Source organism: Pseudoalteromonas sp. NFXS53 (assembly GCF_056629255.1).
The window spans coordinates 477,233-502,490 of record NZ_JBWVBR010000001.1; the positions used below are offsets into that span (position 1 = coordinate 477,233).

Genomic DNA, 25,258 nt, shown 5'->3' on the forward strand with positions numbered 1-25,258 from the left:
TGGCTAAAGCACCACTCTTGTGTGATAGTGCGTTCCTAAAGAGTGAACGTAAGCAATAAAAGATGATGAGCTAAAGGTGAAATCGTATGCACAGACCTTGGGTTAATTGGGCAATTAAAACCATTGAAGCAGATTACACGCGCTCTGCAGATACACATTTAATTCGTTTAGATCTAAAGTCTCACCCTGACGTGCTTTTGTATCTAAAAGATGAAAGTACACATCCAACCGGCTCTTTGAAACACCGCCTTGCTCGTTCATTATTTTTATATGCCTTATGTAACGGCCATATTACTGAAAATACTCCCATCATAGAGTCTTCATCTGGTAGTACAGCTGTCTCGGAAGCCTATTTTGCAAAGTTACTCGGTCTTGATTTTATTGCTGTAGTACCAAAGTCTACGGCACATGAAAAAATCAAACAGATTGAGTTTTATGGTGGTCGCTGTCATTTGGTTGAACAGACAGATCAGATTTACAGCGAGTCTCAGCGTTTGGCCGATGAGTTAAACGGTCATTATATGGACCAATTTACTTATGCCGAGCGTGCGACTGATTGGCGCGGTAATAACAACATTGCTGAAAGTATTTTTAAGCAAATGCAAGATGAGCCTCACCCTATACCTACTTGGATTGTGATGAGCCCGGGAACTGGAGGCACTTCAGCGACGCTGGGCCGTTATTTACGTTTTCAAAAATACGATACCAATTTGTTGGTGGTTGATCCCGAGCACTCAGTATTTTTCGACTATTTTCAAACCCGTGACAACAGTATTACGCTCGGTCGAGGCAGTCGAATTGAAGGCATAGGCAGACCGCGCGTTGAACCTTCTTTTATTGCAGGGGTCGTAGATGAGATGCAAAAAGTACCCGATGCCGCCAGTATTGCCACCATGCATTGGCTCAGTAAAAAACTAGGTAAGCGTGTTGGGCCGTCATCAGGGACCAATATGTTTGGCGTCTTGAATAAGATCTTGGAGATGCAGCAGCAGGGGCAGTCAGGTGCAATCGTAACGCTTTTATGCGACAGCGGCGAAAGGTACTTAAATACCTACCATGACGATCAGTGGGTTGATGAGCACATTGGTGATTACAGCCAATTTGATAAATTTTTGGCTCAATTTAATTAACAATAAGAAGTAAGCAGATGCATTTAAGAATCGCGACTCAGGATGATATAAACGATTTACTACACCTAGAGCAAGCCGTCGTTGAGGCTGAAAGACCTTACAACAGTCATATTAAAGCGCACAACGCGACATATTATGATTTACCCGCGTTGATAAGTGAAACAAACAGCCAAGTACTCGTGCTTGAAGAAAAAGATCAGATCATTGCGACTGGCTATATTCAGATCAGAGCAAGTAAACAGTCATTGTCTCACGAACAACACGGCTACCTTGGCTTTATGTATGTTGCACCTGACTTTCGTGGTCGAGGCCTAAATAGATTGGTCATGGATGCGTTAATGGGCTGGGGGCGAGCACATGGTGTAAACATATTTTACTTAGATGTGTATGCCGAAAATCAAGCTGCCATTAATGCTTATCAAAAGCTAGGCTTTACCCCTTCATTGGTCGAGATGAAACTTGAATGCGCATAACAAATTAGGGCGTGTATATTATTGATAACTTTGAGTAACCAAAGCTTAGGTTAATTAATTTCAGTACGCCCTAATTCATTTTAACTTTTAGTTTTTTAAAGGCTTGTCAGGCCAAAAAATGAAAATGACAAAGTAGCTACCGATCCAATCGCCAACATAGAGTATTCAGTCACCTTCTGTTGGTAGCGATTTTCATCATCTTTAGGTTCTAAAATAATCATCAAAATACCAGTAATGAAAAAAGCAAAAGAGTAGATAACGAGGATCGTTAAAAGCGTATCAGTAAACATGATGACCTCAATAAATTAAGCACGAATAATAAAGCGTTGTTTCATTGTGGAGCACAGTGAACACAGCACAGACCACGCAATTTTATCTCAATGTTCCTACCTCATCTATAAAATCTAACCTGACGATATCAAAATAAAATTCGACCTTTTTCATATGCTTTGCATATAACACCTCTAAACTAAATTTAAGAAATAAAAACAATATTGATAAATAAACTCCTTTGTTACATTATCACAATTGTGGTTAGAGTAATTGTACGAATTTAAATTTGGGGGGAAGTAATGGTCTCACGTAGACAATTTACATTCAGTGCTGCGGCATTGGCTTTTTCGGGGTTAACCGTCAATATGATGGGCTGTCGCAGCAAAGAAGGCAATAGTGTGGCTTTGGCTGACATGCCGCTGTCATCAGGGTATGGCGATTTAGTTTCCGACAAAAATAATATCCTAGACTTGCCGCCAGGCTTTAATTATCGAGTGATCTCACAATTCGGTGATAAAATGGATGATGGTATGCCAGTACCTGACAACGCAGATGGTATGGGGTGTATCAAACTAGATGAAGACCGTGTCGCTTTGGTTCGTAATCACGAGCTGGCTCAAAAGCACATAAAAAAGTCAGCAGTGCCATGGCAGTCTTTCCAATCGAATAAAAGCTACGACAACTTAAAGTCTGGTACAGCTTTACCGGGTGGTACCTCAACACTGGTTTACAACCTAAAAACACAAACATTAGAAAAACAGTACATGAGCCTGATCGGTACAATCAGAAATTGTGCGGGCGGTACAACCCCTTGGGGCACTTGGCTAACGTGTGAAGAGTCAGTCGATCGTCCCGATGGCAACATCTCAAAAGACCATGGTTATATTTTTGAAGTACCCGCAGAGGCGAATGGGTTAGTAGAGCCTAAACCATTAGTCGCTATGGGTCGTTTTAACCATGAAGCGGCAGCTGTCGACCCAAGAACTGGTATTATTTACCTGACAGAAGACAGAGGCGATAGTCTACTTTATCGCTTTATTCCAAAGGTAAAAGGTCAGTTAAGTGAAGGGGGAATATTACAAGCCCTTGTCGTTAAACAAAAACCACAGTTTGATACTCGAAACTGGGCTGAAAACAGCATGGCACTGGGTGATTGGCTAGAGGTTGAATGGATCACGCTTTCAAACCCTGAAAGTCCCAATGATGATTTACGTGAGCAGGGTTATGAAGCGGGCGCAGCGCTGTTTGCACGCGGTGAAGGCATTCATTTTGGCAGCAATGAATTGTATTTCTGCTGTACCAATGGGGGGCAAAAACAGTTTGGCCAAGTAATGCGTTATCAGCCATCTGCCTACGAAGGGACAAAGCAAGAATCTCAGCACCCAGGCTTATTACAGTTATTTGTTGAGAGTACTGATGGCAGTCAGTACAACTTTGGTGACAACTTAACGGTAACTCCACAAGGCCATTTATTAGTGTGTGAAGACCAATACACCGATATAACTCGAAACTTTTTAAGAGGCGTGACACCAAAAGGTGCAGTGTATCCGTTTGCAAAACTTCACATTCAAACAGAGCCAGCAGGTGCCTGTTTTTCTCATGACGGAAAAACGCTATTTGTAAATCTTTACTCTCCGACCAAAACTCTCGCTATTACAGGCCCTTGGGAGCAGTTTTCAACACAGAAAGCCTAACTACTTTTATGACTGAAATCATAGGATATTAAGTGGGCTCAGGTCTTAAGGAAGCAATTTATTACAATTGCTTCCTTTCAATTCTAATTTTGTGCTTGTTTAATTATTTGGCATTTGACACAACTTGTTCCTGGTATGGGTTTTTGTGTTAGCATCAATATGTAGCTAACTGTCTAAAAATTATAATTTTTTACTCTGTTAGGTAACAAGCAATAAGGAAAATAGAGAAATATAACAATGAAGAATATTATTTCAGCCGTTGCACTGGGCGTGATCAGTGCTTTTTCAGCCAATGCGGCAGATGAAACTCGACTGTTAAGACAACCGACGCTCAGCGACTCTCATGTCGGATTTGTTTATGGTGGAGATGTGTGGGTGTCAGACCTTGACGGTGAAAACGTTAAGCGTATTACCAGTACGCAAGCAGTTGAGACTGAACCACATTTATCACCTGATGGTGAGACCATTGCATTTAGCTCTAATCGAAATGGTCAGCAATCTGTCTACATTGTGCCTGTTGCCGGTGGAGAGCCAAAACGTCTCACTTGGCATGCAAACAACGCGTATGTAAGAGGCTGGACGCCCGATGGCAAAAAGGTGTTATTTGCTTCTTCTCGAGGTACCGCACCAAAACGTTATGAACGTTTATGGACCGTGTCTGTCGATGGCGGAGCACCAGAGCTTGTCACGCATCAATGGGGCTTTAATGGCGCATTTTCTAAAGACGGTGACAAACTCATTATTGACCGTATGAGTCGCTGGGATACCGAGTGGCGTAACTACAAAGGCGGCCAGAATACCCCACTTGTGTTACTTGATTTAGAAACACAAGAAGAAACCCAACTACCTCATTTCGATACGTCAACAGATATTGAGCCGGTATGGCTTAAAGGCAAAGTGTATTATTTGTCTGATAGAGATTGGGTATCGAACATTTGGGAATATGACCCAAAAAGCAAAAAGACCAAACAAATCACCCAATTTAAAGGTGGTGACATTAAGCAACTTGCCAGCAATGGTAAGCAATTAGCGTTTGAAAAAGACGGCTATTTGTATACTTATAATGTAAAGCGTAAGCGTGCTAAAAAGCTCGACATTAGCATTCAAGCCGACTTCCCATGGGCAGAAACTAAGTGGCAAAACGTCGCAAGCAGCGCTAAAAATGCCTCTTTATCGCCTTCTGGCAAACGCGCGTTATTCGAATCGCGTGGTGAAATATTCACAGTGCCTGTCGAGCATGGTTCAACGCGTAATTTAACCAAAGATCATAGCTCAGCCGATAGAGCGCCAATCTGGTCACCAAAAGGCGATAAAATAGCTTGGTTCTCAGATGAGGGTGAGCAAGGTTATAAATTAGTGTTACAAAACCAAGATGGTATGGGTGAGCGTAAAACCATTTCTATTGGTGAATCGAAAATGGCCTGGGAACCACAGTGGTCACCAGATGGTAAGTACATTGCCTTTGTTGACGACGATGTGCGTTACCGTTTAGTCGATTTAGAATCTGAGACGATTAAAACCATTGATGTCGGCGGTAACAATTTAGAACGTGGCCGCACAGGTTTAACTTGGGCACCCGATTCAAAATGGCTAGCGTATGCCAAGCAAGCTGATAATGGCTTTAAACAAATCAAAGTTTGGTCTTTAGAAGAAGGGCAAAGCCGTGCCATCACAAATCGCATGGCTAACTCAGTTTCGCCTGCATGGGATCAAAGTGGTAAACATTTATTTTTCTTAGCCAGTACTGATTATGGCTTAGACAGTGGTTGGGCAAATACCAGCTCAATGTCGGCAGATCATGAGTATGCGCCTTATATTATCAATCTTGCCAAAGATCTAGATTCACCTTTTGCGCTGCGTAGCGATGAAGAAAAGGTGAAAAAAGAAGCTAAGCCTGACGAAGGTAAAGCTGATGCAGATAAAAAGGCTGATAAAGCGGAAAAAGCTGAGTCTTCAGATAAGCCAAAAGATGCGGCTAAGAAAAAAGAAGGAAAAGACAAAAAGAAAGATGGCGTCGTTGTTAGCATAGATTTTGATAACATTGAACGTCGTATCATGCCACTACCTATGCCTGAAGGCCGTTACAGCGGTGTGATACATGGTCCAAAAGGCAGTGTGTTCTTTGCTAAACGTGCCGACAAAGGTTGGTCGTTCTCACTACATAAATACAGTGTTAAAAAGCGCAAGGCCAAACCATATGTAAGCGGTATCAGTGATGTGAACATTTCTGCTGACACTAAAAAGCTCATAGTGAAAAAAGGTCGCAGTTGGCATGTGGTTGATGCAACGAAACCATCTGTAAAGTTAGGTAAGCCACTTAAAGTTGATTTGGAAACGCGTTTAGACCGTCAAGCAGAATGGCGTCAGATGTTTGTAGAAGCATGGCGTTATCAGCGTGACTATTTCTACGACCCTGATATGCATGGTCGTGATTGGGATGAAGTGTTTTCGCGTTATGAGCCTTTGGTTGAGCATGTTAAACACCGCTCGGACTTAAATTACTTACTTGATATGGTTAACGGTGAGTTGTCTGTTGGTCACAGCTTTGTATTCGGTGGTGATATGCCAGATGTTGAAAAACGTCGAGCGGGTCTATTGGGTGCAGACTTAGTTCAAGATAACGGTTATTGGAAAATCGAGCGAATTTATACCTCAGAAAGCTGGAATCCAAAACTAAAAGGTCCACTTGATCAGCCAAATCTAAAAGTGGCAGAGCAGCAATATATCGTTTCGATTAACGGCCAGCCGCTTACAGCAAACGATAACCCTTATGCGCTATTAGACGGCACCGCGGGTAAACAAACGACCTTGAAAGTAAACGACAAGCCAGACTATGAAGGGGCGCATCAAGTAATTGTTGAGCCGATTTCAAGTGAGTATGGCCTTCGTCAGCGTGCTTGGGTTGAAGACAATCGTCGCTTAGTTGATAAGTTGTCAGACGGCAAACTTGCTTATGTGTGGGTGCCAAATACTTCAACACCTGGTTTCACTTCATTTAACCGTTACTTCTTTGCACAGCAAGACAAAATGGGCGCGGTGATCGATGAGCGCTTTAATGGCGGTGGTTTATTAGATGACTACATGGTTGATTTAATGAATCGCAAGCTGCGCGCGGCGATCACCAATGAAGTACCAAACGGCAAACCTATGCTCTTACCAGCGGGTATAAAAGGGCCAAAAGCTCTTCTTATCAATGAACTAGCGGGTTCGGGTGGTGACTATTTCCCATGGGCGTTTAGACAGCAAAAAGTGGGTAAGCTGATTGGTGCTACAACCTGGGGAGGCGTAGTGAAATCATCGGTGCATTATCCACTTGTTGATGGTGGCGCACTGACAGCACCAGATAATGCCGTGTTTGACCCTATCAACAATGAGTGGGTAGGTGAAAACAAGGGGATCGCCCCAGATATCAAGGTTTATCAAGATGCGCGTTCGCTTTCGCAAGGGAAAGACCCTCAGCTAGAGCGTGCAGTATCAGAGCTATTGAAAGAGCTTGAAGGCAAGTCGCCACTTGATATTAAACCGCCTAAGTACTCAACCCCAGCGGTAAAACCATAAATTAAAATTGATGTAAATCGATAATGAAAGAGGCTACTTCGCAGGAAGTAGCCGCTTTTCTTTGCAAAGTTGCAAGTCAACTTGCGAGAGAATGAACTTTTAATTGTTACATTATCTCGCTTTTATGTGGTTTTATCTTGTTTGTTTCTGATTTGTGACAAAATCATTAAACTATTTGCGCTATTACTGCTCTAAGTGGGTTAATGCTGAACAAAGAGCATAATTAAAATAACAAAATAGGAAGTAAAAAGGTGTCGACAAGTGAAGTAGCTCAGCCGAGCAGCGGTGGTGTCATCGCATTTATAGAAAAGGCAGGTAAAAAAATACCCGATCCCATCATTATTTTTATGTGGTTCTTGGTATTCGTATTTGCCTTAACCGCATTAATAGGCGGCTTAACGTTCGAAACGCAAAGTGCCGATGGCAGCGCAATAACCCATACCATCAAAAACATGACAGAAGCCGAACATGTCCGCTGGGTATTTGATAATGCCCTGCTGAATAATTGGCTCGGTTTTGGTGGCGGCGTATTAGGGGTTATCTTAATCGTGATGCTAGGTGTAGGGGTGGCTGAAAGCTCTGGTTTATTCAATGCCCTTATCAAGAAAATTGGAACACGTTTAAACGAGAAGTTCTTAGCGCCAGCGCTTATCTTTTTAGGGATCATGAGCTCAATCGCAACCGATGCGGGCTACCTTATTCTTATTCCTTTAGCCGGTCTTTTGTATGCAGGCCTAGGTAAAAACCCGATGATAGGTATGGCGGCTGCATTTGCCGGTGTATCAGCAGGGTTCAGTGCCAACTTAATTCCAGCCACGCCAGTGGATGTGATCATTGGTTTGAATGCACAAATTTTTGCTGAATCTCAAGGCATTCCTTTTCAAGCGGCAGATGGCAGTGCGCTTACGCCAGCAACCATGCATTACTACTTTATTTTTGTCTCGACCTTTATGCTGGTGGGTTTAGGTGCTTGGGTAACTAAGAAGTTCATCGAACCTAAGTTTAAAGACATGCCTTATGATCTGCCTGAAGGTATGGACTTGTCTGATTTCTCAGTGACTGAAGACGAGAAAAAAGGTCTTCGTGCCGCATTTTGGGGTCTACTTGCTTCAATTGGCGTAGTGGTTTTATTGGCGCTAGGGCCGCTAGCTCCATACGAAAATGACGCGGGCAAAACCGTGACGCCTTACCTAAATAATGTGATCTTATTGATCACCTTTATTTTTACCTCTGTGGGTGCTGCTTTTGGTGTCGCAACAGGTAAATTCAAAAGTCTGATGGACGTAGTAAAAGCCATGGTCGCGCAAATGAATACCATGGGTTACATCTTAGTGCTTACCTTCTTCTGTTATAACTTCTTAGGTATTTTAGGTTACTCAGGTTTAGGTACATATATCACTTATCTAGGCGCAAGTGGTTTATCTGCGATGGGGTTACAAGATTCCCCAATTATGTTGATCATCGGCTTTGTATTAACCACAGCACTGATTAACTTATTCGTTGGTGGCCTAACATCAAAGTGGATGCTATTGGGCCCAATATTCGTACCTATGCTGTATGCAGTCAACCCAGCCATGACGCCAGAACTTGTCGCCGCTGCGTATCGAGTTGCAGACTCTTCTACAAACATCATTACTCCGATGATGACGTATGCCGGCGTTATTTTAGCGTTTATGCGTAAGTACAATAAAAACCTCAGTTTCGGTGATGTGATCACCATGATGATCCCTTACTCGCTGACCTTCTTAGTGTTCTGGACTGGCTTATTAATCGCGTTCTTCGCGTTCAACATCCCGTTTGGGTTCTAGGTGCAAAATACATCTCGCTCCGCGAGATTACTTTTGCGCAAGGGTGACGAGTGACCGGAACGTAGTTCCGCAGCACGAGGAAGTGAGGGTATGGATACCCGAAGGGCAATGCTACAGGGAAGTAATACGGCTCGAATACTGCCTACTCTTTTAATTTTTTAGCAAGACTAGCGCCGAGCGTGAGGCCCAGGATGGCCGAACCGGATCCGCTACAGGGACGTAATACAACACAATACTTTTCTTACAAAGAGTTGCGCTTTAACCTTAGTCTTCAAATCTCTCATTTGTCGCATTGGCGACTACAACCAAAGGGAGGTTGAGTTAGCGGAAACATTCATCCATGAAGCTTCAGCCTGTCGGCATCCATGCCTCCACTTCCTCACGCTGCGGAACTGCGTTCCGGTCGCTCGTCACCCATCCTTGGACTAAATCAGACTTGTTGGCGCATTGCCTAAATGGATTTAGGTACTTGGGATTTGTCTGGAACAAAAATCCCGCCATGCGCTAACATTACTCATCAATTGCTTATTTTCAGGCGAGATAGAAGGGGGATAGGGCGTTGTCTGTTGGTTTTTTAAAATGGGGTGTACTATGCAGGGTCTAATAATTATTAAGATGTAGGTCGTGCTTTAGCGCGACACATTTAAGCCATCCAGTTTATCTATTTTGCACGATATAAAATCGCACTTACAAAGCAGCAACCTACTCAAACTCAACCTGTAGGCGCGGCTTTATGCCGCGCTTTGTTTAATTACTTCTGTGCAAAATTAACCAGCGTTTCACCACTCATGCGATAACCAATCCACTCATGTTGTGGCTCTGCGCCTAATGATTCGTAGAACTCGCGTGATGGCGTATTCCAATCTAAACAGCTCCATTCAAATCTGCCACAGCCTTTTTCAACGGCGATTTGTGCTAAACGTTTGAGTAGTGCAATACCAGCACCTTTGCCTCTATGTTCTGGTGACACGTATAAATCTTCAAGATAAAGCCCAGGCTTTGCTAGCCAAGTTGAGTAGTTATAGAAATACACTGAGAAACCAATGGCTTCACCGTCTAACTCACAAATTAAACCATGCACGCCACTGTGCTCTGCGAACATGCTCGACTTAATGGTTTCAGGTGTGGCTAACACTTCATGCTCTGCTTTTTCATAAATGGCGAGCTCTTTAATGAAATATAAAATGGTGTCGATGTCGGTGACTTCAGCTGGTCGAATGGTAAGTTGTGACATAGCGCTTCCTCTTAGAGCGTATTCGCTCGGTATTTACTTTTTTAATATATTAACCGAACAAGATAATGAAACCAGTGCATAATGTTCATAGTTAAATGAATATAGTGCAGGTTTATGGATCTCAAACAGTTTGACCTCAATTTATTACTGCTGTTCGATAAGCTTTATCAATATCGGTCGGTCTCAAAGGCCGCGGAGTCGTTATATTTAAGTCAGTCTGCGTTTAGTCACGGCTTAGCTAGGCTTAGAAAGCGTCTAGACGATCCTTTATTTATTCGAGTGAATAATCAAATGCAGGCGACTGAAAGAGCTGAGCAATTAGCCCAGTATGTAAAGCAAGCCTTGCCGTTACTAGAGCTCGGACTAGGTCAAGCAAGCGGATTCCACGCAAGTCACAGTGAGAAAACATTCCGTATCGCCGCGACCGATTACACTGAGTTTTGTTTTTTGCCTATATTAACTCGGCACTTTGCCAAACAGGCGCCGCATATTCAGATTGAGATCTTGCCAGCCAGCCCTTTACCAATTAAAGAACAGTTGGAGCAGCGAAACTTAGATTTCGTATTAGGTTTTCAGCATGACGAACACCCGCAAGCCGGTGTTGAGCAGCTTGCTTGGTTCAGCGACAGTTACAGTACCTTAGTGTGTAAAGCACACCCGAGAATAAAAAATGCGCTGTCTCTAGAGCAATTTTTACAAGAGCAGCATATACGCATCGCACCGTGGGGAGAGTCACAAGGTATTGTCGACCAAGTATTGGCGAATTTAGGTCATACGCGTCATGTCGCGTGTCAGCAAACCAGTGTACTTGTAGCGCCGCACTTAGTGGCAGGCAGCGAGTATTTATTAACCTTGCCGACTCAAGTTGCCAAACAAGTACAGCAAGGGCAAAAGCTAACACGACTTCCACCACCAATCACGGTACCTAACTATCATTTACAGCTTTATTGGCATCCTTTAAAAGCCAGTAATCAGGCCAATAGATGGTTTGTAGAGCAAGTTAAAGGCTTATTTTTATAGGCTTAATCAATACAGAAATAACTGGGGTGAAAAAACTTCAAAAATATTTCACCCCCTAATTCATAGTCGTCCGTTTATAGCAGTAAACCTTCTATAAAAAGAGACCGAATATGAAAACCAACAAAACCTTAATTGCATTAACCCTTGGCGCTTTGTTTAGTTCTTTATTAATCACTGGCTGCTCGAACCAAGACAGCAAGAGTGAACAAACGGCGCAAAAAAACCAAAAACAATCGCAACAAGAACGTACATCAGCTCAAGAAGCTGTAGAAAAAATTACGGTGACGGGCAGTCGTGTTGCAAAGGTAAAAGGCGATGGCCAAGCCGATGGTGCAGCAATTGGCACTGCGGTTGAATATATGCAGATTAGTCAACCACAGCTTCTAATGGCGGCGCCTGCAATGCGAAAAAGAATTGCACCGCCAGCCCCTGAGTTTTTTGCTCATTCCAAGAATCGTGATAATTACCTACCTAGCGATAGCAATGGGGTATTTCAAGCCGCAACCACCCCTCTGTCGACCTTTTCGGTGGATGTAGACACGGGCAGCTACGCCAATATTCGCAGCTATTTAAGTATGGGGCAAATGCCACCGACCGATGCAGTGCGCGAAGAAGCCTTTATTAATTACTTTGATTACAACTACAGCGTGCCAGAAGACAAATCTCAGCCGTTTGCGACTTTCACTGAGTTGGCTCCAGCTCCTTGGAATGATGAACGCCATATTTTGCGTATCGGCCTGCAAGGTTATGACTTACCGGCAAGTGAAAGAAAACCATCGAATCTGGTGTTTTTAGTCGATGTATCGGGGTCGATGCACGACAAAAATAAACTGCCTTTATTGGTGCAAAGCCTAACTATGATGGTAAAGCAGCTATCTGCCCGCGATACCGTGAGTTTAGTGACTTACGCCGGTAATGTGCAGGTGGTGTTAAGCCCTACTAAAGGCAAAGAAAAGCAAACCATCATCAATGCCTTAAAAGAACTCAAAGCAGGGGGCGGCACGCATGGGGAAAGTGGTATCAAAATGGCTTATCAAGAAGCGAAAAAGGCCTTTATAAAGGGCGGAGTGAACCGGGTGATTTTAGCCACTGATGGTGACTTTAATGTTGGCACCACAAGTATCTATGCGTTAAAAGACTTGATCGCAGAGCAGCGTAAGCAAGGTATTTCGTTAACCACACTGGGCTTTGGACGAGGCAATTACAACGACGCCATGATGGAGCAATTAGCCAACATAGGTGATGGTAATCACGCTTATATTGATACCCTACATGAAGCACAAAAAGTCTTGTTAAGACAAATGAGTGGCACACTGCAAAGCATCGCCAATGACGTGAAAATTCAACTTGAGTTTAACCCTGCAGAGGTTAAAGAATATCGTCTGATCGGTTATCAAAATCGTTTATTAAAAGATGAAGACTTTAATAACGATAAAGTTGATGCCGGTGAAATTGGGGTAGGTCATACGGTGACTGCATTGTACGAAGTGACTTTAGCAGGTAATAAAGGGCAAGTGGATGAGCTGCGTTACCAGCAAAAGAAAATGGTCAGTACCAGTGATGAACTTCTACAGGTGAAAATTCGTTATAAATTACCGGGCGACACGGAGAGTAAACTGATCAGCCAAGTGGTCAATAAACAGCAGGTGTTACCCGACTTTAATAGCGCAAGCTCCGACTTTAAATTTGCAACCTCGGTGGCCGCATTTGCTCAAAAGCTTAAACACAGCCAGTACCTTGGTGACATGAACTATCAAGATATTGCCAGTATTGCGCGCGCAAATAGAGGGGATGATCCGTTTAACTATCGCGGTGAATTTGTTAACTTGGTCGAATTAGCCAGTGCAATGTAACACATAGAAACTCTAATATTTATGACTCAAATCGCGCAATTACAATCAGACACGGACGAAGCACTGATGCTCAGCTATGGCAAAGGCTGCCAAGCCGCCTTTGCCGAGTTATACGGCCGACATAAAGGACCAATGTATCGTTATGTGTGTCGTCAATTAGGTGCAAAGCATCAGGCTAAAGCTCAAGAGCTATTTCAAGAAGTTTGGCTCAGAGTCATCGACAATCGGGCGAGTTATACGGTTGAGGCTAAATTCAGCACTTGGCTTTACCGCATCGCCCATAATTTGTTGATTGATGAACACAGAAAACACACTGCGCGCGGTGAACATCTAACGCTTGTTGATGAGGCGCATAATGACAATGAAAGTGCGTCACCTACTGTGCTTAGTTCAAGCCAAGACAATCAAGAAAGCGAGATACATAATGACTTTTTGCAACGGACGATTAAACACTGTGTAGAGTTACTGGTACCACAGCAAAGAGAAGCATTTTTGTTGCGCCATGAAGCCGGATTTAGCGCAAGCCAAGTATGTGAAATTGTTGAGGCAAAACCCGAAACTGTGAAAACACGATTACGCTATGCCATGTCACAGCTACGAGATTGTTTGCAACGCAAAGTAGATGCATCAGAAACAGGAGGCGCACGACAAGCATGAATAAGCAATTTAGTGATGACGAGCTCATCAAGCTTTATCAGCAAGATAACGACGCAATGCCGCCTAAACATATCGATGACGCTATTTTAGCCCGTGCTGCAGATGCCGTTAATGATGAAAATAAAGTTTTTGATCAAAAAGTATTTGGTAACAAAGCTTTAGAGAGTAAATCGCGAGCGCAAAAAGCAACGAAAACCTCAAGCAGGTGGTGGCAATATTCAGGGCTCGCAGCCGCCATCGTCGCCGTTGCTGTGTTAGCGCCTTGGCAGTATTACCAAGATCCTATGTTAGTTTCAGTTGAATCAGCTGAAGTGCCTGCGATGGCAAAAGCGAAGCAAGCACAAGAAAGCGCCACACAAATTGAGCGTGTAGAAATACTAGCTGAAGACGTGCAAATGGAACGAATAGAAGTCACAGGCGCGAGAGTTGAACGCGCAGCGCCAGAGCAAAAAGCACGAGCTGTTCAGGCTGTCTCACCAGTTATGTATGGTATTAATTTGTCTGAGCCAAATACCGAGCTGAATGCCAAGCTAAACGGCAAGTTTAAAGAGATTTTGGCAAAGCTAGAAAACAAAGATGAAGCAGGTGCCCAAAGCGCATTAATTAAGCTACTTAAAGTGAAACCTGAATATCATGATGATATTCCAGAGCAATTAGAAGGCTTATATCAAGCGCTTTTAAAAAGTGGCAAAATTGAGCGCCCAGACACGTCGTCAAAATCAAACGATAAATCAAAAGATAAGAACTAAAGTACTTAGCTTTACTAGAAGAACAAATATGTACGAAATTAAACAAGGTCAACTCAGCGATATTTTGGCTATCGAAACCAATATCCCTGAGTTTGGCACACCAAAAACGCTAGAAATCATAAAGCAAAAGCTAGCAGATAAAACCTATTTACTGCTGGTGGCTTATCGCAACGAGCAACCTGTAGGATATAAATTGGGTTATGCGCTGAGTGACACGGTTTTTTATAGCTGGTTAGGTGCAGTTATGCCTGAGCATAGAGGCCATGGTCTCGCACAGAAAATGCTCAACGAACAAGAAGCTTGGTTAAAAGCGCACAACTATCAAGCGGTGCAAGTGAAAACTATGAACCGCTTTAGAGCCATGCTCGCCATGTTAGTGAAAAACCATTACCACATCATTGATATTGAGCCGCGTGATATGTCACTCGACAATAAGATACGCTTTGAGAAAGTGTTTTAATCTTTACCGACCAAAACATTATTCTTTAAGTCAAAAAATCTAGAGTAAAAAGCTAAAAGGAAAGTAAAAACAATGCGGTTTATTTATGTGGTCGACCCAATGTGTGCATGGTGCTATGGCTTTGCGCCCGAGCTTGCGGCATTTTTAAAACAACACTCAGAGATTCAAGTCGATTGGATAATGGGCGGTCTCGCCCCCGATAATGACCAACCAATGGACGACAGCCTTCGCACCGCAATTGCTGGCTACTGGCAGCAAATTGAACAACGCACGCAAGTGCGTTTTAATCACGATTACTGGCAGTTAAACACCCCATATCGCTCTACCTACCCAGCCTGTCGCGCCGTGATAGCAGCAGAAACCTTAAGCCCCAACAGTGCAGAGCTTATGGTTAAAGCGATTCAATCAGCGTATTACCAAAAAGCACAAAATCCGTCTTTGCAACAAACGCTTGTTGAATGTGCGTTAAGCTTAGGTTTGGATGGTGCTGAGTTTGAAAAGGTGTTGTTATCGACTGAAACTGAAAGTCAGTTACAGCAGCATTTGGGGTTAGTGCAACAGCTTAGAGTGAGCGGTTTTCCTGCGTTGTTTTATGTGAATGACAATAATGAAGCGTTTGCTTTGGCGTTGGGGTTTTGTGAGGTAGGGGATTTAGAAGAAAGGTTTGATAAGTGTAAAAACGACATTGCATAGCAAGGTTACTTTTACGTAATTTGAGTTTTTTGTGTGTAGGTCGTGCTTTAGCGCGACAGGTCTGAAACCTGTTTTCAATTTAACCCTTTGTCGCGTTGGCGACGACAACCAAGGGGAGGCTGCCGCCGGTCTCCCCTTGGAACCCCTCGGCGCCCCTCTATCTCACTTTTTCTTCAAATAATGCAATTGATAAAAGTGCAAAATATACGTTGCGAAGCAAGGTTACTTTTGCGCAAGGTGAATTGAGCAATTCTAACTTTTGATGGGCTTTTAACCTTTCCATCCATGGACTAAATCAGCCTTGCAGCGCATCCATGCGCTGACATTACTCATCAATTGCTTATTTTCAGGCGAGATAGAAGGGGAAAGGGCGTTGCCTGTTGGATTTGAGAAAAGGTTATAGTATGCAATATCTGCCACCAAAAATTCTAGATTTTGCCTTTCGGTAGCAGCGGCTTTATGCCGCGATTTCTAACTGTTTTTAGTCATTCTGAACTTGTTTCAGAATCTATGCTTTGTTCATCATTTATTTTCAATTTAACCCTTTGTCGTGTTGGCGACGGCAACCAAAGGGCGGCTGCCGCTGGCCGCTCGGGTGCGACCTTCGCTCTGGACTCCCACGGCGCCCCTCTATCTCGCTTGTTTTTCAAATAATGCAATTGATAAAGGTGCAAAATAACCTTGCTTCGCAACGTGTATTTTGCACGTTAATCCGACACTTCAAAAAGAAGCACCTGATTCAATTGCGGGCCATGCACATTAAAATTATTATCCGCGACCATCAGCAAACTGCGATTGCCATTCGCTAAAGTCGGCCCAAACGTTAAACCTTCCAAGTTATCAATCTGCTTCGACCCTAACTTGTCGGTAATAGTCGCTAAATCTAGCACTAAGGTTTTCTTCGCGGCTTTAAACGACTGGTTTTTTAAAGAGGCAATGTTCGATGTGTCAGTCGCACCTTGCGTATCGATTAAGTAAATACTTACATTATTGCCACCATCTTTTAACCCTGACGTGTAAGAGCGTTCCATGGTTAAAAATTGGTGTTCGCTGATTTGTAAGATCTCAACTAAACCTGTGGTGCGAAATGCATCGGGTTTAGCGCCTTTGCGGTCTACCAGTGGTTCAACGTAATAGGCGAACTGTTTTTGCATTTGCTTGCTGGCAAAATCAAAGTGTGAAATACGCACCATGCTGCCATGTTTTAAAGTGGCTTCTTCACCATCTTGTTTCAGTGCACCTTCCATCGACACCCAAATACCTTTACCCGACATATCGAGTGTCACGCCTTCAAATACTGCGTTATGGCGTGGGCCGTTGTTTTTGCCGATGTTAAACATGCTAGGTAGCGTAAAAGTGGTTTGAGTTTGGTCTATGTCACCTGCGAGTGATTGCATAAAAATAGCAGGCGGTTTGTTGTATTTCACACTGCCTTCACTGGTCCAGACGATGCTGTTTTCTTTAGGGGCAGGAATTAAACTTTCAGGGTCGACGACACGCTTGCTCGATTTTTGGCCCATTAGCGGTAATGACTTTTCGAACGTAATATTGCTGATTTTCGTGTTTTCTATCTCAGTACCTTCGATACTGATTTTAGCCTGAAAATAGCGCGGCTTTTCATAATCATCAGCAATCATTAAATACTTGCCGTTTACGAACTCAATACTTGATAAACCACCGACCTTATCACCATCTACGCTTAGCTCTGCAGGGATTATGTATTCGTCGAGAAAGTTAAGTTTGATAGGGGTTGTGTGTGCAAATACGTTTGTAGAGAGCGTCGCCGATAACGCGAAAGCCAAAAATATTAAATTGCGCATAGTTTTACTGTGTCGAATTAAAAATCTAAACGACAAATATACGTGGCTGTAGCTCTGATTGCATCTTTTTTGGGTGAGGAGTGGCTGAAACGCAGTTTCGAGCTTGAGGAAGTGGAGGCATTGATGCCGACAGGCAGAAGCTTCAGGGGGGATTTCTGCGAGAGGCTAAATTGAAATGTTTAGCCTTCCCTTGGTTGTCGTCGCCAACGCGACAAAGGGTTAAATTGAAGACTAGGGTTAAGACTTTAAACTTTGTAAGAAGAGTTTTGTGTTGTATTACATCCTTGTAGCTTGGGTCCGGTTCGGCCATCCAAGGCCTCACGCTCGGCGCTAGTCTTGCTGCGCGCCCTCGCAAGCCTCAAGACGCGCCTCCCCCTTGCGCAGAAGTAACCTTGCTTCGCAATGAGAGTCCCGTGGCATTAGTTAAAACTGCTCATTTCACGTTGCGCAGAAATAACCTTGCTACGCAACGTGTATTCTGCACTTAAAACTTAACGTTCACACCTACCCAGATGTTTCTCGCTTTGTCTTTTACGTTGTAGTCATCTGTAAATACGACTTCGCTTACTGCGCCACGGCCACTTGAGTAAGTGAACTCGCCGTCACCATCTAGGTCTGTGTAATCAACGCTGTAAGATGTAAAGTCGTTGTCTAGTAAGTTGTTGATACGAGCAAACACAGTGACGTTTTCGTTTAGGTTATATTTCGCACCTAAGTGAAGCAGTTGATAGTTTTTATAGTACAGCGGCTTTTCAAGTGTGCTGTCCCAACCACGGTAACGGTCTGAACGTACTTCTGCGTTAAGAGTGACAGAGAACTCGTCCGTCACTTGCCAATCAAGGGTCGCGTTTGCCATGTGCTCAGCAGTATTTGTCAGCGGTTGGCCTTCTTGTGGGCCACTCTTTTGCTCGCTGTCAGTCCATGTGTAGTTTGCGTATAAAGACACTGCATCGTTAAACGCATAACGACCTGCGACTTCTAAACCTTGGATCTCGACTTTGTCGATGTTGATCTTTTGGCTATAGCTGTTGTAACCCAATTCGTCGTACTGACCTAGGTTTACACATGGCTTAACATTGCTGGTCGCAGTACAGCTTTGAATGCGGTCGCCACGGGCAATTTTGTCTTCAAACTCTGTTGTGAAGTACGTGATATTGAAGTTGTGCTCTTCACTTGGGTGATTCCAGTAAAGGGCAATTTCGTTGTTGGTACTTGTTTCAGGCTTTAGATCTGGGTTACCTGCAAACGGTGAGGTCCCTTGGCCACCAAAACCGGTAATACCGTTATACAAGTCAGTTGTTTTCGGTGTTTTATAGCCTGTGCTGATCCCGCCTTTTACCGTCCAGGCTTCACCAAGTTCGTAAACACCGTATAGACGCGGTGAGGTTTGGCTACCAAATACATCATGGTTGTCGTGGCGTACACCCACAGTAACAGTTAGTGGATCAGCAATATGCCAGTTATCTTCAACGAATAGGGCGGTCATTTTGTGCGATTGTAAGCCTTGTGTCTCACCTGACTCCATACCGAAAACACCGTCTTGTAATTCGCCATCAACCAGTTGGCCGCCAATAACAAATACATGGTCGCCCGCTAAATCGTCTACAGGAATATCAACACGTGCATCGAGGGTGTACTGGTTGCTATTTAGTGTACGTTTAGGGCGTGGCAAGAAAGTACGCTCAGCTAAGGCTTTACGCGCAGCGTCGTCTAGGTTTGCATACTCACCTGTCCCATCGTACATAGCTTGTAACTGCTTACGCTCGGCAACTGATAGCGGCATTGTACGGCCGTTGTTGTCTGTATCAACATAAGCCAAAGAAACAAATGTGGTGAAATTTTCAAAATCGCCGTTGTGGGTTAATGACCACCAAGTTCTGTCGAACTCCTGATCAGCTGCATAACCGGCACGTGGGTTTACAACACCTTTGCGGTCTTGCCAGATAGACTCAATATTGTCTTTGGTACCAAGCGGGTATGTAATGCGGCCAGTTTCAATATCGTAATTTGGCTTGTTGTCATACTCTTGGTTTGATACATCGTAATCAAAGGTAATGGTGTTCTGCTCGTTTGGCGTGAATACGAACGTTGCACCTAATTGTGTGTTGGTGTTATCAACGGTTTTACCACCACGGCCAAAACCAAGTTCGCGGTGATGTACTTTACCATTAGCATCGACAGCTGGCGCAAATTCAGGGTTTGACGCTTGGCGCTCGTATACGCTGCCGCGTGCAGAGAAGTTAACTAGGCCTTCGATTAGCGGGCCGAAAACACTGAAGTCAGTGGTGATGTCATCACCAAATTGATCGTTTGTTTGAAAGCTACGACCAAAATCAATGCTACCGGTCCATTCGTTTAATGACTTTTTGGTGATGATATTAATTACACCACCCATGGCATCGGCGCCGTAAAGTGTAGAAGCAGGCCCTCTGATCACTTCAATACGTTCAATGGCACTTTTTGGTGGAATGTGGTTAAACGCGTTGCCACCAAAGTTGTTTGGATAAATGTCACCATGGTTGTTTTGGCGCTTACCATCAATAAGCAAAAGGGTGTACTCGCCGGTTAAACCACGCATGCTCACACTACCTTGACCTGTTTTGTCGCGCGTAGTCCCCACATCGACACCCTCTTGATACTTAACAGCATCAAGTAGAGTTGTGTAAGACTGACCTTGAATGTCTTCAGCGGTAATAACAGAAATACTTGCTGGTGCGTCAGGTACTTTTTGTTCAAAACCTGTTGCAGTCACAACGATGCGTTCCATGTCATCTTGTTCAGCCTTAGGTGCTTGTTGGGCCAGTGCAGAAGTGCTTAATGTCGCAGCAATAAGCGAAGAAAGTGCGCAGAGTTTAAAAGGTGTGTTCATCTTGAGAGAGCCTAGTTTATTGCTATTAATGAAATTTTTTGGGTACTGTATAGATCAAAAATGCAAAAGTAAAGCGAATTGATAATAATTCGCATTAGTTCAATTTATAAAGATTAAGAGCAGGCTTTTAAATTACGCTTAAATTCCTAGGTTATTTAAAATATGAATTAGTTTTAGATAGTTAGAGCAAGCACTAAAAGTGCTTTTAAGGCCCAAATCACACTCATGAAGCGGGTATTACTGATTAAGAGCGCTTTTGCGCGCTTTTTCAGCGCGCAAAAGATTTTTATTTAACACTTTATAAGTTGTTGTTCATATTGGTATAAGTTTATCTCGGTATTTCGCTTTTAAGCTGGCATAAAATGACAGTTGCGTTAAACCAACAACAGCTAATAAACGTCTTTGCGATAAAGACCTTGTTGCTCAAGTTTGCTCAGGGTTGTTTGTCCTAAAATTTGCACTAAAGTGGCTTCAACATCTTTTGCCATACCTTGTAAGCTGCCACAGATAAAAATCGCCGCTCCATTTTTAACCCAGTCTTTTAACTTTGCCTGTTGCGCTAATATGGCATCTTGCACATAACCTGCGTGGCATCGACCTACTTTTATTTTGTTATCAGCGGTCTGCCTAGAAAAAGCGAGGTCGATTTCAGTTAAATGCTTGGCATTAAACCACTCTGAGAGCTCTTGATGCCATGGTAAATCATGCTCGGCGCAGCGCTCGCCATAAATCAGCCAATTGCTATGTTGCTGCGCGATTTCGCGATGCTTTATATGGGCCCTAAGCCCTGCTAAACCGCTGCCGTTACCGATCAAAATCAGCTTTTGGTTTTCATTTAAAGGATGAAATTTAGGGTTTGCTCTGATCGAGAATGCTTGCGCACTGTTCAAATCTGCTTGGTGGCAAAGCCAACCAGAGCCTAGACCAAGTTCGCCATTTGGGTGTTTTTGTTCTCGCACCAGTAGCTTTAAGTTTTGCTCTTGCGGGACACTGGCAATACTGTATTCACGTACTTTATTGTTAATGTGCAAACGGGCAATATCACCCGCCTGCCATGTTAAACCATCTGGCACAGCGAGGTTTATTTCAAATAAAGGAGCACCGGGGCTATTGATATTCACTTGCTCCCGAGCGGTCAGTAAGAGTTCTTGAACGGACTGCTGAACTTCAGTCAGGGCTGAACTGACAGCAAGTTGTTTTAAAACTCCTGCATTATGAAGATGCGCGTACCAATCGTCTATGCTGGCAGTGTTAAGCTTGTCGACTAAAATTGGCTCAAACAGGGGTTTGCAGTGTGTGTTTTGCAGCGCTTTACTGAGCGCAAGGCCAAATTGACAATACTGGCTATATGCTCTGTCTCCAAGAGCAAGTATCGCGTAATTTAGGTGAGCAAATGTGCTTTTAAAGGTGTTTAACTTACCCAGAAAATGCCTACCATTATCAGGGGCTTCGCCTTCGCCATAAGTGCTGGCTATGATCAATAAGGTCTCGGCTTGTTTTAATTGTTGCTCGGTGACTTGGTTTAGTGAAATACAAATTGCTGGGTCGCCCTGATTTTTTAGTTTTACATGTAATTCACGAGCTAGTTGCTCACCAGAGCCGCTTTCACTTGCATAGGCAATGAACGTTTTTGCGCGGCGCTGTTTATGGTTTTGCCATTTAGCAATAATGACTTTGCGATAGCAAAGCAGCGTAAAGGCAAAATAGCCGACCAAAAGTAGGCCGGCTTGTATAAAGGGAGATGCGTTCAGCATATTGGGTAATTAAAGCTCAGGTTAATCAGGTAAAACTTCTAACACAGCAACATAAGTACCACGACGCACAGTCGCAGGAGCCGCCGCTTTATTATCTTGGTACTCTGCTTCGAAGAAGTAACGGCCTGCGCCATTCCAGTTAAGCGTTACAACCCCATTTTCATCTGCTTTTACGCTGATCTCTTCTTGCGCATTGCGATAGCGAGTGCCTTCTCGAATAGCAACAACTTCAGCGCCAACAGCAGGTTTTCCATCAATTAAAAACTTAAACTTAGCTGCTTCACCCGCATAAAGCTCATTCGGATGGGTAATGGCAATCAGCTCTAAGCCTTTGTTTGTTGCTTGTAATGTTTTTTCGGTCGGCGCACCCAAAGTTACAAAGGTTTCCATACGACGAGAAAACTGGGTAACGGTTAGCTTGTCGGCATTTTTTGGTACGCGTTTTTTAAACTCTTCCATAGAGAAGGCTTCTCCACGACCTGGATACCACTTACGTTTGCCGTCTTCATACCATCTTGCCGATAGGCCACTGCTTGCAGTAAATACTTTATAAGTGCCTTCTTGGGTTAAGGCTAAATCGAACACATGGCGATACTTACCTTTATGCATATTCTCGACCTCAGTCGGAGTGCCATCAGGTGCATGCACTTTAACGCCCGAGAAACGACCCGGATTGTAGTTAGATAAAAAGATGTCATTCGATACCGCAGCATCAAAACTGACCCAGCGGTTTTCACCCGAAAGCTGTGTTTCTTGTGGTACGATCCAAGCTCGGTGGGCGTTTACGTTAAAACAGCTTGCAGCTAGGCCCGCCAATAATAGCGATTTAAGAAGGGTTACTTTCATGGTATTTCCTATGGGTTAATCGTGAATGAAATAGCGCCGAGCTCAGAGTTACCGGCTTGTTTAAATGTGGTTGTTTTAGTTTGCGGCCAAGTAAAAGGCAGATTAATGAGTTCGCGACCACCCACTTCGCGCGCGGCTTCAACACGCAGGCGATATTCTCCAGCAGGGAGGTTTTTAAGTTGTGCTTGCTCTAAAGAAAAACGCATTTGGTGTGTGCCTGGCCCGCGGGTCGCGCCGCTCATGCCATCAACAGGCAAGTCAAGGTTACGGCCCGTTCTTCGCCACCACTGACGCATATCTTTAAGCCATTTTTCGCCTTCGTTATTACGCATATCAACGTCATACCACACAGCTAGATTACTGACGACTTTGTTGCTGTCATTTTCAATCCAAACAGCGACATAAGGCTTGTGATATTCGGCAACTTGTAATCTTGGCAGCTCAACAGAGACGCTGAGCTCCGCGGCGAAGCTCGGAGCTGCGGCCGCAACAAGTAAAAGTGGGGCAATATAATGTTTCATCAAACGCTCCTTAATGCGCACTGAGAATTAAAATAATGACAGGGAAAACCGCACCAGCAACGACCAGTGGCCAAGTGCTAGGGCGTTGATTTGCATAGCGAATAAGTAACCAAAAACCACTGATTGAAAACACAATGCAAAGCACAGAAAAAAAGTCGATAAACCAGCGCCATGCTATGCTGGTATTACGGCCTTTGTGTAAATCGTTAAGATATGAGATCACACCGCGGTCGGTGTTTTCATACACGAGTAACCCACTATCAAGTTCGATACTCAACCAAGCATCGCCACCTGGTTTGGGCATGCCTAAATACACCTCGTAGTCATCCCACTCAGCATCTGTTTTTGGGGTCGTGATGTTGTGCTCGTTGATTAAAAACTTTCTAACGGCTTGAGGAAGTGGGCCGCTAACGCGATTGTTAAGCGTCTGCTTAATACCTTCACTCAGCTCGACTTCAAGTGTGGTTATCACTGGCGTGGCTTTTATATCTGCAGCATGGTTCAGCGTGATCCCCGTTACAGCAAATAACAGCATACCGACTAGGCATAATGCGGATGTGATCCAGTGCCATTGTCTGACAGTGCCAAGTAAATTTGAAAGTTTCATTATTAAATACAACGAGCTGACGACTATTTTATCTCGCGCAATTATACATATGAAATTTTAAATGAGAAGGATTTTTATTTGTGTTTGTTTTGGGTTCGAAGTTGCTCTCTAGAATGACTAAGGCGAAAGATTAATATCTAAACATGATTAAGTGATGTTACCGATTGGTATCATTTGCAAAGTGTTAGCTGATGAGCCCAGAAAACATCACACTGCTTTTTAGGCTCAAACAAAAGGGATTACTGGCCGCTTAAACGTTTACCAAATGAAATGGCATAAGCCATTGAACGCATTTTTAATACTGGGTCGTCACTGGCTGAAAAGCCTTGAGAAATAATATTTGGATCAAAGTTGATTGGCGTACAAGCATCTCCGCCTGATTGTTTAAGAACCACTTTGCCAAGTGCGACTTGTGCTCTGTCTGAAGGCCATTGAACAGACGGGTCATTGATCACATCTTGCGCTTCACCAATCGCAGCATTAAGCGTAAAAGAGACTGTGCCTTGGTTAATTTGATTGGCGAGCTTATCAGCTAAAAAAGCGGGCTTAAGCTGCTGGGCTTGCTCTTTAGACAGTGTTTTTACACCTAAGTCTGGCGTAAGCTGCCAGCGGAATTTTACTTGCTCAGCGCCATTACTGTAAAAGAAAGTATGTAGACCAAAAAACTCGGTGTTAGCGAATGAAGCGGGCGTTTTGGCTTGTGCATTCCATGCCACATTGCCTTGCACGCTTGGGTTATTCTTAATGTATTCTTGGGTTTTCTTTGGATCGTGCTTACCATTTTCATCGGGCAATAAGGTTGATAAAAAGCCAAAGAAGGTCTCGGGATCTTTGCCTGCAAAAACCGGGAAGTTATTGCCCGTAAAGATGTGTCGAGCGCCACCCGGTAAGTTAATTTGCATGCCCATACCACGCGTACCCGTTGTGCGTTCGTCTGCGATTGGGTTACCACCACCCATTGAAAACCTTAATGTGACGGGAAGTGAGCCGTTATTTAACAGTGGCGCATTTTTGAATAAGTTAGATTGCGTGTTGGGCTGAAACTCACCGACGGCGCATACACCCGAAGCATGAGCTTTACGAACGCCAGGGTGTTTACCGTTTAACTTTTCGAATAATTGAATAAACTCGTTGGCAGAGACGGGTTTTGGAGAAGCGATAGTTTGATTTGAAAAAGTTATTCCTAAGGCGGCACTAATTACGAATAAGTGCTTGATCATGATGAGCAGTCCTCTGTCT

20 protein-coding genes are annotated in these 25,258 nt (G+C 43.7%); 11 read left to right on the forward strand and 9 right to left on the reverse strand.

The genetic code is table 11. The features are described from left to right. Positions 1-86: 86 nt before the first annotated feature. The gene (locus AC1HJP_RS01955; RefSeq protein ID WP_480359989.1) at positions 87-1,130 is read left to right on the forward strand and encodes a PLP-dependent cysteine synthase family protein; all 1,044 of its coding nucleotides are present in this window, start codon (positions 87-89) and stop codon (positions 1,128-1,130) included. 17 nt (positions 1,131-1,147) lie between these two features. Then, entirely contained in the window at positions 1,148-1,603 is a 456-nt protein-coding gene (locus AC1HJP_RS01960) for an N-acetyltransferase family protein (protein WP_480359991.1), read from the forward strand. 95 nt (positions 1,604-1,698) lie between these two features. On the opposite strand, the gene AC1HJP_RS01965 is transcribed toward AC1HJP_RS01960, so the two are convergent. Then, on the reverse strand, positions 1,699-1,893 hold the full coding sequence (locus AC1HJP_RS01965; protein ID WP_480359992.1) for a hypothetical protein: 195 nt from the start codon (positions 1,891-1,893) through the stop codon (positions 1,699-1,701). A gap of 282 nt (positions 1,894-2,175) precedes the next feature. On the opposite strand from AC1HJP_RS01965, the gene AC1HJP_RS01970 reads away from it, so the two are divergent. From AC1HJP_RS01970 to AC1HJP_RS01980, 3 genes are all read left to right on the forward strand, one after another. Next, a complete protein-coding gene (locus AC1HJP_RS01970; protein ID WP_480359993.1) occupies positions 2,176-3,570 on the forward strand; it encodes an alkaline phosphatase PhoX in 1,395 nt (464 codons plus the stop codon). 237 nt (positions 3,571-3,807) lie between these two features. Then, positions 3,808-7,128 (forward strand): S41 family peptidase, encoded by a 3,321-nt coding sequence (locus AC1HJP_RS01975; RefSeq protein WP_480359994.1) that lies wholly within the window; start codon positions 3,808-3,810, stop codon positions 7,126-7,128. Positions 7,129-7,379: 251 nt separating this feature from the next. Beyond that, complete coding sequence (locus AC1HJP_RS01980; RefSeq protein ID WP_138483902.1) at positions 7,380-8,936, forward strand: AbgT family transporter; 1,557 nt, start codon at positions 7,380-7,382, stop codon at positions 8,934-8,936. Between the two features lie 751 nt (positions 8,937-9,687). On the opposite strand, the gene AC1HJP_RS01985 is transcribed toward AC1HJP_RS01980, so the two are convergent. Next, entirely contained in the window at positions 9,688-10,170 is a 483-nt protein-coding gene (locus AC1HJP_RS01985; protein ID WP_480359995.1) for an N-acetyltransferase family protein, read from the reverse strand. 114 nt (positions 10,171-10,284) lie between these two features. On the opposite strand from AC1HJP_RS01985, the gene AC1HJP_RS01990 reads away from it, so the two are divergent. The 6 genes from AC1HJP_RS01990 (at position 10,285) to AC1HJP_RS02015 (ending at position 15,602) form a co-directional block, all read left to right on the forward strand. After that, positions 10,285-11,190, forward strand: a complete 906-nt coding sequence (locus tag AC1HJP_RS01990; RefSeq protein ID WP_480359996.1) for a LysR substrate-binding domain-containing protein — start codon at positions 10,285-10,287, stop codon at positions 11,188-11,190. 110 nt (positions 11,191-11,300) lie between these two features. Beyond that, positions 11,301-13,043: a vWA domain-containing protein gene (locus tag AC1HJP_RS01995; RefSeq protein WP_480359997.1), complete on the forward strand. Its 1,743-nt coding sequence runs from the start codon at positions 11,301-11,303 to the stop codon at positions 13,041-13,043. 21 nt (positions 13,044-13,064) lie between these two features. Beyond that, on the forward strand, positions 13,065-13,700 hold the full coding sequence (locus tag AC1HJP_RS02000; protein ID WP_480359998.1) for a sigma-70 family RNA polymerase sigma factor: 636 nt from the start codon (positions 13,065-13,067) through the stop codon (positions 13,698-13,700). Next, on the forward strand, positions 13,697-14,449 hold the full coding sequence (locus AC1HJP_RS02005) for a hypothetical protein (protein ID WP_480359999.1): 753 nt from the start codon (positions 13,697-13,699) through the stop codon (positions 14,447-14,449). Before AC1HJP_RS02000 ends, AC1HJP_RS02005 begins: the two co-directional genes overlap by 4 nt. Before the next feature lie 28 nt (positions 14,450-14,477). Then, complete coding sequence (locus AC1HJP_RS02010; protein WP_480360001.1) at positions 14,478-14,909, forward strand: GNAT family N-acetyltransferase; 432 nt, start codon at positions 14,478-14,480, stop codon at positions 14,907-14,909. 72 nt (positions 14,910-14,981) lie between these two features. Continuing rightward, on the forward strand, positions 14,982-15,602 hold the full coding sequence (locus AC1HJP_RS02015; RefSeq protein WP_480360003.1) for a DsbA family protein: 621 nt from the start codon (positions 14,982-14,984) through the stop codon (positions 15,600-15,602). Positions 15,603-16,309: 707 nt separating this feature from the next. Here AC1HJP_RS02015 and AC1HJP_RS02020 read toward each other — a convergent pair. The 7 genes from AC1HJP_RS02020 to AC1HJP_RS02050 form a co-directional block, all read right to left on the reverse strand. Next, a complete protein-coding gene (locus AC1HJP_RS02020; protein ID WP_480360004.1) occupies positions 16,310-17,422 on the reverse strand; it encodes an esterase-like activity of phytase family protein in 1,113 nt (370 codons plus the stop codon). Between the two features lie 484 nt (positions 17,423-17,906). After that, the gene (locus AC1HJP_RS02025; RefSeq protein ID WP_480360006.1) at positions 17,907-20,291 is read right to left on the reverse strand and encodes a TonB-dependent receptor domain-containing protein; all 2,385 of its coding nucleotides are present in this window, start codon (positions 20,289-20,291) and stop codon (positions 17,907-17,909) included. Positions 20,292-20,680: 389 nt separating this feature from the next. Beyond that, positions 20,681-22,045 (reverse strand): sulfite reductase subunit alpha, encoded by a 1,365-nt coding sequence (locus tag AC1HJP_RS02030; protein WP_480360007.1) that lies wholly within the window; start codon positions 22,043-22,045, stop codon positions 20,681-20,683. A 21-nt stretch (positions 22,046-22,066) separates the two neighbouring features. Further along, the gene (locus AC1HJP_RS02035; protein ID WP_475165673.1) at positions 22,067-22,891 is read right to left on the reverse strand and encodes a DUF4198 domain-containing protein; all 825 of its coding nucleotides are present in this window, start codon (positions 22,889-22,891) and stop codon (positions 22,067-22,069) included. An 8-nt stretch (positions 22,892-22,899) separates the two neighbouring features. After that, the gene (locus AC1HJP_RS02040) at positions 22,900-23,412 is read right to left on the reverse strand and encodes a DUF2271 domain-containing protein (protein ID WP_480360009.1); all 513 of its coding nucleotides are present in this window, start codon (positions 23,410-23,412) and stop codon (positions 22,900-22,902) included. Positions 23,413-23,422: 10 nt separating this feature from the next. Continuing rightward, the gene (locus tag AC1HJP_RS02045; RefSeq protein ID WP_480360010.1) at positions 23,423-24,019 is read right to left on the reverse strand and encodes a PepSY-associated TM helix domain-containing protein; all 597 of its coding nucleotides are present in this window, start codon (positions 24,017-24,019) and stop codon (positions 23,423-23,425) included. A gap of 239 nt (positions 24,020-24,258) precedes the next feature. Continuing rightward, a complete protein-coding gene (locus AC1HJP_RS02050; RefSeq protein ID WP_480360011.1) occupies positions 24,259-25,239 on the reverse strand; it encodes a catalase family peroxidase in 981 nt (326 codons plus the stop codon). Positions 25,240-25,258 lie beyond the last annotated feature (19 nt).